Genomic DNA, 13,319 nt, shown 5'->3' on the forward strand with positions numbered 1-13,319 from the left:
GGCACTACAGGAGGGACAGCGAGAACGTACTGAGGGGCGCAACAGGGGACTTCAAGAAGGAGTTCGCCGCGCAGACGGGCGAACTGACGAAGCTGGTCGCCGCGAACAGATCGGTCTCCCAGGGGCAGGTTCTCGAAGCCGGCATCACCCGGGCCGACGAGAAGTCCGCCCGGGTGCTGGTGGTCGCCGACAGCAAGGTGACCAATACGGCCGCCCCCGATGGCCGAGTGCGCACCTATCGGCTGCAGCTCGACCTCGTGCTCGAAGGGGGTCGCTGGCTGACGTCCGATGTCGAGTTCGTCGGCTGACGGGCGCCCGGAACCCCTCCAGGGCGGGGCCACGACAGGCGCCACCAGACGCCGGCCGCGCCGCCCGCACACCCGCACACCCGCACCATCAGTGAGGAGAAAGCCCATGGCGAACCCGATCACCCGAGGCCGTGGCGTCGGCTCCCCCGCTCGCCGCTCGATGGCCGCGGCCGCACGAGCGGCGGCCAAGCGCACCGCGCGCGGCGACAGCCTCCCCGTGGGAGGATCCTCGGACCGGCGCACCGGAACGTCCTCGCCCGGGCCGGTCTCCGGGCGCACCTTGCGCACGAAGGAGCCGGAAACGGACGTCGGCGAACCGGACTGGGAGGCACCGGACTGGGAGGGCTCCGATCGGTACGTTCCCGGCGCGGAGACGGCGCAGGAGCCGGAGCAGGACGACGCGGAGCCGGAGCCCGAAGACACCGGGGGGCCTTCGGGCGGCAGGCGACGCAAACTGGTGATGGCACTGCTCACCGTTCTGTCGGCGGCTCCCCTGGTCGGGGCCGCCGTGCTCGCCCAGGACTACGGGGACGGCCGGCGTACGGAGCGGGCACGGCAGCAGGCACTCACGGCCGCGCGGGCGGCTGCTCCAGTCGTCCTGTCATACGACTACCGGCATCTGGAGCGTGACTTCGCCGCGGCGCGCGGGCATCTCACCGGAGCCTTCCGTGACGAGTACCGCAGGACGACCAAGGCCGTGGTGGCGCCGACCGCGAAGAAGTACCAGGGGGTGGTCAAGGCGACGGTGGCCTCCCCACCCGGAGGCGGCGTCCCCGCGGCATCGGTGGTGTCGGCCTCGCCCGACAAGGCGATCGTGCTGCTCTTCGTCAACCAGGTCACGCGGAGCAGTCAGATCGAAGCGCCCCGCGTCGATCTGAACCGGGTGCGGATGACGCTCACGCTGACCTCTGAAGGCTGGAAGGTGGCAGCGGTCGACGCGTTGTAGGGGGCAGCTCCATCTCGTCGCGGCCACCTGTGGAATCTCCAGAGTCCGCTTGTCAGAGGCATCCGCTACCTTGCAGGCCATGGGAAACTCAGGCGGATCATTGACGACCCGGTCCACAGGGGAACTGCGCCAGCTCATGCGGGCAGCAGGCTTCACGGGCATTGACGACACGCAGGCGTTGGCGGAGGGCTGGCACGTCACGGACTTCGCCGACGCCGGACGGCGCAGCCTTGCGAACCTCGTCCAGCGAACGGGGGCACCGGCCGTCATCGTGTCCTTCCTCGACAGTGATGTGGGGTTCGTCGAGGCTGTCACGCCGGACGGCAAGAGCTGGGAGGGCCTGCTCAACCGGGAGACAGCGAAGAGCTACGAGATACCTCTGGAGCACTTCCCCATCGAAGCGGCCGTGGCCGGCGCCCTCGCCTGGTCGGCCGCTGCCGGACTGACGCCTGACGAGGAAGCCATCCGGCAGACGCTCAGGGGGTCGGCCCTGTTCGCGGAAGAGCTCTCTTCAGCCCTCATGGCCGCCCTGGGGCTGCCCGGCGGGGCCTAGCCCGCACAGGTTTCCAAAGGAAAGCGAGCGAGGCCACCGCGGCTTCGGGCGCCGCGCTGTGACGGGTTGCGGGCCCAGGCGCGTTCCCGCCGCGTGGCGTTCGGCGGTGCGCTGCTGCAAGGCGGGGCAGCCACCCGCATCACTTGGCCGAGGTAGCCGGGTGGATGGTTCCGGCCTGGACTGCTCAAGAGAGTGTGTGCCGAGGGCTGCAGATCGGCTTCACCTGTATGGGGCGCGCACCGATGTCCGGCAGGCGAACCGGCTGCCTGTCGGTTCGTATCGATTCGATGACGGAAGCACCCCCTGACGGGCGCTGGACGATCGGGGTGCCGCGGCTGGCCGGGGCAGCGGACCTCCACTACTGATGGGGCCAACGCGGGTGTCGCGGCGCCGCGTTGGCTTTCCGACCCCGATCCGTGTCCCGTGCGGCAGTACCCGGCAAATCGGCACATCGTGCATGGTTGAAGGATGTACCGGTAGTAGCTGTTTGTTTCGTACTGGACAATCTTTGTTTGCTTCATATCCCCTTTGCCTGTCAGTCTCCGCTCCTCCATCAGAAGACGTGTGAGGGGACTGTCGTGAGTTCTGGGGCTGCGGGCAGGCGTGCGGGCCGGTCCGGAGACGGTGCCGCCGCAGGGGGGCGGCGTGGGCATCTGCGTCGGGTAGCGGGCGCGGTCTCGCTGCTCCTGGCGGCGGAGGCGGCGCTGGTGGTGGAGCCCACCGGGACGGCGGTGGCGGTCGTGACCCAGTCAGTGGCCGCCGCGAAGCCGCCGTCGGCGAAGGCGAAGGCGAAGGGACCCGCCGAGGCACGCGACGAGGCATCGGCGACACTGATGGCCCGGCTGCAGAACCGGAGGATCGAGATCCTCGCCCTGCGGTCCGCGGTCTCCACGACCTGGGCGCTCCCCAGCGGTCTCCTGAAGACGTCGGTGTCGGCGGCCCCGGTCCGGGTGCAGCAGGACGACGGTTCGTGGCAGGACATCGACACCTCGCTGTCGGACACCGGGGCGAGCCTGACCCCGGAGGCGGCGGTCGCGGAGGTCGCGGTGTCCGACGGTGGCGACAAGGCGCTGGCCTCGGTGTCTAAGGGAGACAGATCCTTCGGCCTCGGTTGGGAGGACAAGCTCCCCACTCCGGTGGTGAAGGAGGACACCGCCTCCTACGCACTCGGCGGCGGGCGGACACTGAAGGTGTCGGCGCTGGCGCAGGGCTTCTCCCAGTACATCGTGCTGGATCGCGCCCCGGAAGAGGCGCAGGTCTATCGGATGCCGCTGAACCTGGACGGGCTGAAGCTGTCGCAGGCGGAGTCGGGACATCTGCTGCTGAAGGACACCTCCGGCAAGCTGGTAGCGGAGGCCCCTGCGCCGGTGATGTGGGACTCGACCAGAAACCCGGCGTCAGGTGAGCCGGAGCACCAAGCCCGGGTCACCACCGCCATCGAGACCGATGACAACGGCAAACAGACACTCGTCCTGAAGCCCGACGCGGCCTTCCTGGCGACGGCCACCTATCCGGTGATCGTGGACCCCACCTCCACACTCGCGACCACCACCGACACCTGGGTCCAGACCCCCGGCTACACCGACTCCCAGGTGTCCTCCGGCGAGCTCAAGTCCGGTACCTACAACGGCGGGACTGACAAGGCTCGCTCCTACTTGAAGTTCGATGTGGACAGCCTCCGGGGCAAGCACATCATCGACACCAACCTCGCCCTTCACTCGTACTACTCCTCGACCTGCGCCACCACCGGCGCCGGCACCCAGGTGCGGCGCATCACCGGCGACTGGTCGTCCTCGTCGGTCACCTGGGGCGCACAGCCGGCCACCACCGACAGCGGGGCGGTGACCAACAAGGCCGCACTCGGCTACTCCTCCTCCTGCCCGGCCGGCACGATGAACTACGACATCGACGCGATCGTGCAGTCCTGGGCCGATGGCTGGCCTAACTACGGTCTCCAGATACGCAGCGCGGACGAGTCCGATTCCCTCACCTGGCGCCGCTTCCGCTCTTCGGACTACGCCTCCGGTGACAATTCGGCCGAGCCGCACCTGACAGTCACCTACAACTCCTACACCACCACCTCGTCCTGGTCGATCTCTCCGATGACCAGGAACGCCTACGACGGCAAGCGGCACGTCACCTCACTCACCCCGATCCTGTCGGCCAAGGTCACCGACCCGGACGGCTCCGCGTCCAAGGCGCAGTTCGAGGTCACGCCCGACCCCAACTACGCCGACACCACCTACACCTACACCGGCACCTCCGCCTCGGTGGCCTCCGGATCCGCGGCCTCCATCACCATCCCGCAGGCATCGGCACTCCCGGCCGGAGCACACCTCAGGTTCCGCGCACGCGGCCACGACGGCACCGACTACGGCCCCTGGTCCGGTCACACCACCTTCTTGCTGAACACCGAAAAGCCAGCCGCCCCGACGGTCCGCTGCGACGCGTACCCGGAAGGCACTTGGACCGCCAAGGCCGACGGCCCGGTGACCTGCACCCTGGACACCGACTCCGCCGACGGCCAGGGCTTCAACTGGGGCCTGGACGACGGATCGATGCCGAACCGGGTGAACGACACCACCGACGGCACCGGAGGTGACACCCTCACCTTCTCCCTCAACCCCACCGACGGATGGCGCAGCCTCTACGCCCAGACCATCGATGCCGGAGGCAATGTCTCCGCAGCAACCACCCGCTACTCGTTCGGCGTGGGCACCGACGGCGCCGGACTCCTCACCCCCGCCGACGGTGACACCAGCGCCCGCCGGATCGGCCTCACCGCCAAAGGCAGGACCGGGTACACCGCGGTGACCTACCAGTACCGTCGCGGTGAGACCGACTCCTGGCAGAACGTCCCGGCGGCCGACGTCACCCGGACCGCCGACGGCTCCGCCCTCTCCGCCTGGCCGGTCGCCACCACCGACGGCGCGCCCCCGGCACTGACCTGGAACGTCACCTCCTCGCTCACCGAGGACGGCCCCATCGACATCCGCGCCGCCTTCACCAACGCCACGACCACCGGCCACACCCAGACCGCGACCGTCACCGTGGACCGGAAAGCCGGCACCGCGCCCTCCCAAAGCGTCGGGCCGGGCTCGGTCAACCTCCTCACCGGCGACTACTCCCTCTCGGCGACCGATGCATCCGGCTTCGGCGCTTCGATATCCCGGACGGCGTCATCCCGCAGGCCGTCGGCGGGGGCGGACGCCGAGGGACAGGCAGCCGTCTTCGGCCCCCAGTGGGCTTCTGGCATCTCGGCCGACCTGACGGAATCCGGCTGGGCGTATGTCCGCAAGACCTCGGCCACCTCGGTGGCCCTGGTGGACTTCGACGGGACCGAGACCGGCTTCACCGCCGCCTCCTCCGGAGGCTGGTCCCCCGAACCGGGCTCGGGGGACCTGGCGCTGACCGGATCACTGACGGGGTCATTCACGCTCAAGGACGACCAGGGCACCACCACGACCTTCGCCAAGGTCGCCTCCGGCGCGACGACCTGGCAGGTCTCCTCGACCTACCTGCCCACCGACAATTCCACCACCAAGGTGGTCTCCGAGGCGGTCACGGTCGACGGGAAGGTCCTCGCCCGCCCGAGGTACGTCATCGCGCCGACCTCTGCGGCGAGCGCCGCGACCTGTGAGTCGACCCCGTCCACGGCGGGGTGCCGGATACTTGAGTTCATCTACGCGACGTCCACCACCGCCGCCGGAGCCGACCTGGGCGACCACACTGGCCGGGTCCGGCAGATCATGCAATGGGCCACCGAACCGGGAGCCTCGGCCGCGACGGCCACCGCGGTGGCGCAGTACGCCTACGACGACTCGGGGCGGCTTCGGCAGGTGTGGGACCCGCGGATCAGCCCCGCGCTGAAGACCGCCTACCTCTACGACTCCGCGGGCCGCGTCAGCACACTGACGCCCCCCGGCGAACTTCCTTGGGGATTCGAGTACGGCAAGGCCGGCAACGCGGCCACCGCCGGTGACGGCATGCTGCTAGGCGCCGGACGAGCCAATCTGACCCCCGGCAGCGCGAGTGAGCTGGACGGCACTGCAGCCCTCACGCGTGTGGTCTACGACGTGCCGGTCTCCGGGGCGAAGGCGCCCAACGCCATGAGCGCCGAGTCCGTCGGCGCATGGGGCCAAAGCGATGTGCCCACCGACGCCACAGCGGTGTTCCCCGCCGACGCGGTGGCCTTCTCCCACACCGGTTCCGACCTGTCCCCGGGGCACTACAAACGGGCGACGGTCACCTACATCGGCGCCTCCGGACGCGAGGTCAACACCGCCACCCCCGGTGGGCACATCACCACCACCGAGTACGACCGGTTCGGCAATGTGGCCCGTGAGCTGACCGCGGCCAACCGCGAACTCGCGCTGGCCACCGGTGGCGACGGACTGGCCCGGCTCGCTGTGCTCGGAATCGGCGGCATGTCGACCGCCGACCGTGCCGAACGGCTCTCCACCCGGTCGGTCCACTCCTCCGACGGGCTCAGGAAGACCGCCGAGTACGGGCCGCTGCACCGCGTCACCCTGACCTCGGCGCTCAAGGCGGGCGCAGGCGGTACGGACCTGGCGGCGGGCACCGCCGTCCCGGCACGAGCGCACACCGCGACCTCGTACGACGAGGGGAGGCCCACGGACGGCACGGCGACGGTGTCCAACCAGCCGACCACGGTGAAGACCGGTGCCTTCGTGGACGGCTACCCCTCCGACGGCGACGTCCGTACCGCGACCACCTCGTACGACTGGGCCAAGGGCCTGCCGACCTCGCAGGTGACCGACCCCGACGGACTGGCCATCGCCACCACCACGTCCTACGACTCCCAGGGCCGGGTCACCAGGACGAGCCTGCCGAAGTCCTCCGGTTCCGACGCGGGCACCACGGTGACCACCTACTACTCGGCCACCGGCACCGGCGCGTGCGGCGGGAAGCCGGAGTGGGCCGATCTGGTCTGCTCGACCGGCCCGGCAGGTGACATCACCGGTGGCGGCGCCAACCCGTCCCAATTGCCCACCAGAACGATGGAGTACGACCGGTGGGGCAGCACCGCCAAGACCGTCGAGACGGCCAACGGCGTCACCCGGACCAACCTCACCGTTCGTGACGACGCCGGGCGTACGATCCTGACCGTGGTCGCCGGCAGCAGCGGCAGCGGCACGGCGGTCCCAGCGGTGACCACCGCCTACGACGCGGACAGCGGTGACGTGGCGACCACTTCCTCCAGCGCGGGCACCATCAAGCACGTATACGACAAGCTGGGCCGGGAGGTCTCCTACAGCGACGGTTCGGGCAACACCGCCACCACCGAGTACGACCAACTCGGGCGGCCGGTGAAGACCACCGACTCCGCCCCGTCGACCACCACCTTCTCCTACGACACCGCCAAGGATCCGCGCGGTCTCGAGACATCCCGCACCGACTCTGCCGCCGGGACCTTCACCGCCACCTATGACGCGGACGGCGACCTGAGAACTCGGACCCTGGCAGGCGGCTACACCCTCACCACCGCCCAGGACGAAACCGGTGCGGAGACCTCCCGGGTGTACACCCGCGACAGCGACGGCACCATCGTCGCCTCCGACACCGCCGACCGGACCGTCCACGGCCAGGTCGCGGCGGAATCCGGCTCCAACGGCCAGACCCGCACCCGCGGCTACACCTACGACGCCGCCGGGCGTCTGACCCGCGCCGACGACACCGCCCCAGACGGATCCTGCACCCGTCGCGACTACACCTTTGACAAGAACACCAACCGCACCGCCCTCATCACCTCCACCGGCGACATCGGCGCCACCTGCACGTCCGCCGGCGCCACCACCACGTCGTACCTCTACGACACCGGCGACCGCCTCGTCACGTCCGGCACCGTCCACGACGCGTTCGGCCGCACCACCTCCCAATCCACCGGAGCGACCATCGGCTACTACGCCAACGACCTGGTCCGCACCCAGACTTCCGGCACCAGTCGGCAGACCTGGACCCTGGACGCGGTCGGCCGCCTCGCCGCCTGGACCACCGAGACCAACACCAGCGGAACCTGGGCCCAGACCGCGTCCAAGACCAATCACTACGGCACCGACGGCGACAGCCCCGACTGGACCCGGGAGACCGACGGCGCCCTCACCCGCAACGTCCAGGGCGCTGGCGGCGAGCTCGACGCCATCTCCAGCGCCACCGGCGACACCGTCCTCCAACTCACTGACATCCACGGGGACACCACCGTCCAACTCCCCCTGGACACCGAGCAGGCACCTGTCGCTCTGGCCTACGACGAGTACGGCAACGCCAGAGATGCCAGCGCCCGCTACGGCTGGCTCGGCGGCAAGCAGCGCTCCGGCGAAACCGTCACCGGCGCCATCCTCATGGGCGTCCGCCTCTACGACCCCACCACCGGACGCTTCCTCCAGGTCGACCCCGTCCCCGGCGGAAACGCCAACGCCTACGAGTACTGCAACGGCGACCCGGTCAACCGATTCGACCTCGACGGAAGGGTCTCCTGGGACAGGATGCAGCGCGGAACGAAGCGCGCATACAGCTGGCTTGCCAGGCACCGGGAGCGCATCGCCTCGGTCGCGGGGTACGCGAGCATCGGCATCTGCGCCGTCACGGCGGGAACGGCCTGCGCCGTGGCCGGCGCCGCGGCCTTTGGACTGGCGGTCTACAAGAACGCCTACAACAACGGCATCCTCCGACGCGATCCCAAAAGCCGCCGGTGGAAGAAGTTCTTTCGGGACACAGGTAAGGACTGGCTGATGGGCAAGTTCACGGGCAACCACCGCGGCCTCGAGAAAGCGGTGCCGTTCAGGAGCACCTCGGGCCGTGTGGTGCGTGCCCATCTCGCCGCGATGGGCTCCGCGATGCAGTGGCTGGGCGACCGCTGAGCGACCGGCGGCGTCACTCGGGGTGCGGCGGGATGAACACGTCCGCCGCACCCGATCGCCGTGGATGCAGCCTGCCCCCTTCACCTCACGTTCACTCGCTCGGCTGACCTGGGTATGCTGCGCCGCACCGCGGAGAGCCCCGTGCGCCATCCGGCCACCGAGGAGCAGGAGGCGACGGTGGCTTCAGTGTCGGAAGGTGGCGTCCAGGTACCGGTGTTCACGCCCCGGCGCGCCCGCTGACCCGCTCTACCGGGATCCACAGCTGGGAGTCGGTCTCCGCGCCGATCTCCACCGGCTGGGTTCGCAAGAGCTCCGGGCCCGGCCGGGTCCCGTACGGGTTCGAGGGGAACCACTGCGTGAACACGTCCCGCCACAGCTCCTGGAGCGCGCTCGGATACGGCCCGTGGTTGTCGAAGACCGCCCAGGTCCCGGCCGGCACGTCGAGAGCGTCGAACTCCTCCGCAACAGCCTCGGGACCGGTCGCCACGCCGACCCAGTAGTCCACCTCGGCGCCCTCCTCCCGGCTGTCGGTCAGGTGCACCACCGCCGACAGGACCCCCTCCGGCTCCCCGTCCGCCAGTCCCTTCATCCGGACGACCGCCTGCTCGTCCAGGCTTTCCACGTGCGCCGCGGCGGCCGCGTTGACCCCCTCGTGCACCAGCGGAACCCGTGCCTTCCTGCCGACGAACCGAAACGACTCCTTCTCCACGATCCGGTATCGCATTGTCGTACTCCCCTCGACAACGACACGGAACGACATCCGCGGCTGGGACGTCAGCACGGCGCCCTTGAGCCGGGCCTCACCCGGCCCGATGCCGTGCACCGACCGGAACGCCCGGGCGAACGCCTCACCCGAGCCGTACCCGTACCGCACCGCGACATCGAGCAGCGTGCGCTCCCCGGCCAGCACCTCGGCACCGGCGAGTGTCATCCGCCGGCGCCGCAGGTAGACCGGAAACGGCATCCCGGCGAGCGCGGAGAACAGCCGCCGGAAGTGGTGCTCCGACACCGCGGCGATCCGGGCCACCTCTGCCATGTCGATCTCCTGGTCGAGGCAGGCCTCCAGGTGGTCCAGCGCCTGATTGAGCCGCTCCAGCATGCGTATCTGTCCTTCGTTCTGGTGTCCCCACTGTAGGAACGCCCACCTGCCGACCAATCGCAGCCGCAGGACCGCGGCGGCACCTCAGGCGCCCGACAAAACCAGTGCGGGAATTGTCGGGCCGGAACCCCGGCGCTACCTGAGGCTTGCACCCATGACTGACATCGAGGGATTCTGCGAGCCGCGGTTCGCCGCTGTCCGGGAGACGCTGGCAGCGCTGCTCGGCAAGGACGACACGGGCGCCTCGGCAGCCGTCTACCTCGACGGCGAGCCGGTGGTCGACATCTGGGGCGGGTACGCCGACGCGGCCCGTTCCATCCGCTGGGAGCGCGACACCATCGTCGGCGTGAACTCTACGAGCAAGAACATGACGGCGCTGTGTGCGCTGGTCCTCGCCGACCGAGGCCTGCTCGATCTGTCCGCGCCGGTCGCCGCCTATTGGCCCGAGTTCGCCACGGCCGGGAAGGAGAGCGTGCTGGTACGACACGTGCTGTCGCACACCGCAGGACTGCCGGACCTGTCCGGGCCGATGGCGGTCGAGGAGCTTTACGACTGGGAGAGCGTGACGGCAGGGCTGGCCGCGCAGGCGCCCGAATGGGAACCGGGAACGGCAGCCGGCTATCACGCGCTCACCTTCGGGTTCCTTGTGGGTGAGATCGTCCGCCGCATCACCGGCCGCGGCCTCGGCGAGTTCTTCGCCGAGGAAGTGGCCAAGCCGCTGGGCGCGGACTTCCACATCGGGCTCTCCGCGGAACATGACCCCCGCGTCGCCCCGCTCATCCCGCCCCCCTCACTGACCGACGAGTACGCCGCCACCGCACCGCCCGGACCGGACGGCGTACCCCGGGAGAACACCGGTGCCGCTATCCGGGTCAAGGACGCCAACTCAGCGGCCTGGCGCCGCGCGCAGGTCCCCGCGGTAAACGGCTTCGGCAACGCTCGCTCTGTCGCCCTTGTCCAGTCGGTACTGGCGAACCAGGGAACGGCCGGCGGCGTGCGGCTGCTGTCCCCCCAGGGCTGCGAGCCCGCGTGGCACGAGGTGTTCCGCGGTGAGGACCGCATCCTGGGGACGCCGATGTGCTGGACAGCGGGCTTCGGCAAGTTCGGCAACACCTTCGGCTGGGGCGGCTGGGGCGGTTCGCTGGTCGCGAGCGACCCCGGCTCACGCATGACGGTGGCCTACGTCATGAACCAGATGATCGACCGGGACCGGCAGGAGGACAATCGCGGCATGGAGATCATCATGGCCGCCTACAGCGGACTGCGCTGACAGACACGGTCCCTACCGGGTGATCCGTCCTGGGGCCGACGGCTCCAGCCGATCTTGCGGCAGCGGGCCACTACCACCACCTCCGCCAGCCGGTCGCGGTTCAGCTCCACCCCGCACGGCGCGACCGCCGGCCACCCGGCAAGCTGAGCCTGGTCCTCAACCGCTGCCGGTGTCAGCCGTGATCCTCCCAGTCCGGTGCGCAGAACCGGGCTTCGCTCACCACGGTGCCCCCTGCTCGAGTCGCCCGCACGTACATGTTGGACCCGCCCGGTTCCAAGTCTCCGCCGCAGCCGACGAGCAGCCCCATCAGATTGCAGGCGTCCCCGGCGCGCGCCGGGGTCCTTCTGTGTGCCTGCCCTAGGAGCGGCGGGGGCACGCGGTGGGGGGCCGGCGGGGGGTGCTAGCGTCAGCCGACCGAGACACGTAGTAGGTAGGGGGATATTTTGCGCAGAGCTCTGGGTGCCGGGGTGGCGGTCGTGATGGCGGCGACCGGCGGGGTCCTGGGAACCGGTACGGCCCACGCGGCGGGGGACCCGACGTACTACTTCGACCCGCTCGAGGACGCGGTCCTCATGCCGGGTGAAGGGTACGTGGGGGTGGCGCCCACCGGGTCCGGCGGTTCGCACGACGGGCGGCCGGACGGCACATGGGTCTACGCGCTGAGCAAGAAGGAGCTCAAGTCCGGGGCCTGGACCGGCGGGCTGCCGAGCGGGCTGAAGGCGGACTGGTCCCAATTCCCCTCCTGCAAGCCGCAGGCCCGCATCACCGGGGTCTACCTGTGTGACGTCAACGACTCCGGTGACAGCCCCGGCCCGGAGGTGTCAGCCGCCGCGAATGCCGCGCACGGGCTGACCGCGTACGTCGGCCTCGTGTACGTTCCGCGCGGTGCCGACCTCGACAAGGGGATCAAGGAGGCGCAGACGGCCGCCTCCCGTCCGGTCGACGGCAGGCACACGCACGCCTCGATCGCCGTGAAATCCCGCGCGCACGTCGCGCTGAACACGATGAAGCCGGCCACGGCGACGCTCCCGGCGGGCGGCTCGGTCAAGCACACGGTCAAGCTCCACGCCGTGGACAAGGGCAAGCTCAACATCAGCTTCCCGCCGGCGCCCGGATTCCGCGGTTGGGACGAGGGCGAGCTGAAGGTCCAGGTCGACTCGATCACCTCGAACGACCCGGCGGGTGCGGAGTGCGACCACTCGCTCGGTGAGATCGGCTGGGGCAGCGAGGCCCGCTGCGATGTCAAGAAGCCGGGCGACTACACGGTGACGTACACGCTGAAGGCCGCGGCGACCGCGCCGGCATGGAAGCTGCGCGCCGAGATGACGTACGACGTCTACAACTACGGAACCTTCAACCCGGAGGCGCGCAGCGACTTCGGCATCAGCAGTTCCGTACCCGTGATCCAGCGGTACCGGCTGGTCGGCAGGGACGCCGAGGGCGGCCTGTGGGACTACAAGGGCACGGGCAAGGCGCGCTCGCTCTTCGACCCGGTCGACCCGGTCGGCTGGGACGGCGACTGGAACCGGTACTCGGCGATCACGCGCCTGGGCCCGATCACCGTGCAGAGCAGCGGACCGGGTGCGGTCGCGCGGGACAAGGCCGGCGTGCTGTGGTTCTACCGGACGAGCGGCGACGGCGGGATCTACAAGACCCGGCTGAAGGTCGGTTCCGGCTGGCAGATCTACAACTCCCTCACGGGCGCTGCCGACCTGACCGGCGACAAGAAGGCGGACCTCCTGGCGCGGGACGCCTCCGGCGTGCTGTGGCTGTACCCGGGCACGGGCAACACGGCGGCGCCGTTCGGTGTGAGGACGAAGATCGGCGCGGGCTGGGGTGTGTACAACTCCCTGGCGGGCGGCACCGATGTGACCGGTGACGGCAGGGCCGACCTGGTAGCGCGGGACACTGCGGGCAAGCAGTGGCTGTACGCGGGGACCGGCACGGCGGCCAAGCCGTTCGGCGGCCGGGTGCAGGTCGGCACCAGCTGGCAGATCTACAACTCCGTGGTCGCGCCCGGTGACCTGAACTCCGACGGCAGGGCGGACCTGGTGGCCCGGGACAAGACCGGCGTGCTCTGGTACTACAAGGGCACCGGCGTCGCGGCGAAGCCGTACGCGGCACGGGTGAAGGTCAGCGGCGGCTGGCAGCGGTTCAACCTGCTGTTCTAGCTGTACTGCCCAGGGACGTTGGTCAACCTGGTGATGGGTGGTTTGCCGCCGGTTGCGGTGTGGGGGCGGTGGTGATTGTAGTGATGGAGCC

6 protein-coding genes and 1 pseudogene are annotated in these 13,319 nt (G+C 69.9%); 6 read left to right on the forward strand and 1 reads right to left on the reverse strand.

Annotated elements, in window-relative coordinates:
- The 4 genes and pseudogenes from ACFWI9_RS29095 to ACFWI9_RS29110 all read left to right on the forward strand — a co-directional run.
- Nucleotides 1–308, forward strand: a pseudogene (locus ACFWI9_RS29095) (hypothetical protein); the annotation flags it as partial.
- Nucleotides 309–414: 106 nt separating this feature from the next.
- Nucleotides 415–1,254 carry a hypothetical protein gene (locus ACFWI9_RS29100; RefSeq protein ID WP_387166624.1) on the forward strand — a complete coding sequence of 280 codons (840 nt, stop codon included), beginning with the start codon at nt 415–417 and terminating at the stop codon, nt 1,252–1,254.
- 79 nt (nt 1,255–1,333) lie between these two features.
- Entirely contained in the window at nt 1,334–1,807 is a 474-nt protein-coding gene (locus tag ACFWI9_RS29105; RefSeq protein WP_387166626.1) for a hypothetical protein, read from the forward strand.
- A gap of 578 nt (nt 1,808–2,385) precedes the next feature.
- Entirely contained in the window at nt 2,386–8,688 is a 6,303-nt protein-coding gene (locus tag ACFWI9_RS29110) for a DNRLRE domain-containing protein (protein ID WP_387166629.1), read from the forward strand.
- Between the two features lie 217 nt (nt 8,689–8,905).
- Here ACFWI9_RS29110 and ACFWI9_RS29115 read toward each other — a convergent pair whose 3' ends face one another.
- Entirely contained in the window at nt 8,906–9,787 is an 882-nt protein-coding gene (locus ACFWI9_RS29115; RefSeq protein WP_387166633.1) for a GyrI-like domain-containing protein, read from the reverse strand.
- Nucleotides 9,788–9,941: 154 nt separating this feature from the next.
- On the opposite strand from ACFWI9_RS29115, the gene ACFWI9_RS29120 reads away from it, so the two are divergent.
- Together ACFWI9_RS29120 and ACFWI9_RS29125 are read left to right on the forward strand one after the other, a co-directional pair.
- Nucleotides 9,942–11,057: a serine hydrolase domain-containing protein gene (locus tag ACFWI9_RS29120; RefSeq protein ID WP_387166637.1), complete on the forward strand. Its 1,116-nt coding sequence runs from the start codon at nt 9,942–9,944 to the stop codon at nt 11,055–11,057.
- A gap of 443 nt (nt 11,058–11,500) precedes the next feature.
- The gene (locus ACFWI9_RS29125) at nt 11,501–13,228 is read left to right on the forward strand and encodes an FG-GAP repeat domain-containing protein (RefSeq protein ID WP_387166640.1); all 1,728 of its coding nucleotides are present in this window, start codon (nt 11,501–11,503) and stop codon (nt 13,226–13,228) included.
- Nucleotides 13,229–13,319: the final 91 nt, after the last annotated feature.

Origin of the sequence: Streptomyces sp. NPDC127084, assembly GCF_042724175.1 — a bacterium.
In the GTDB taxonomy this organism is placed as follows: domain Bacteria; phylum Actinomycetota; class Actinomycetes; order Streptomycetales; family Streptomycetaceae; genus Streptomyces.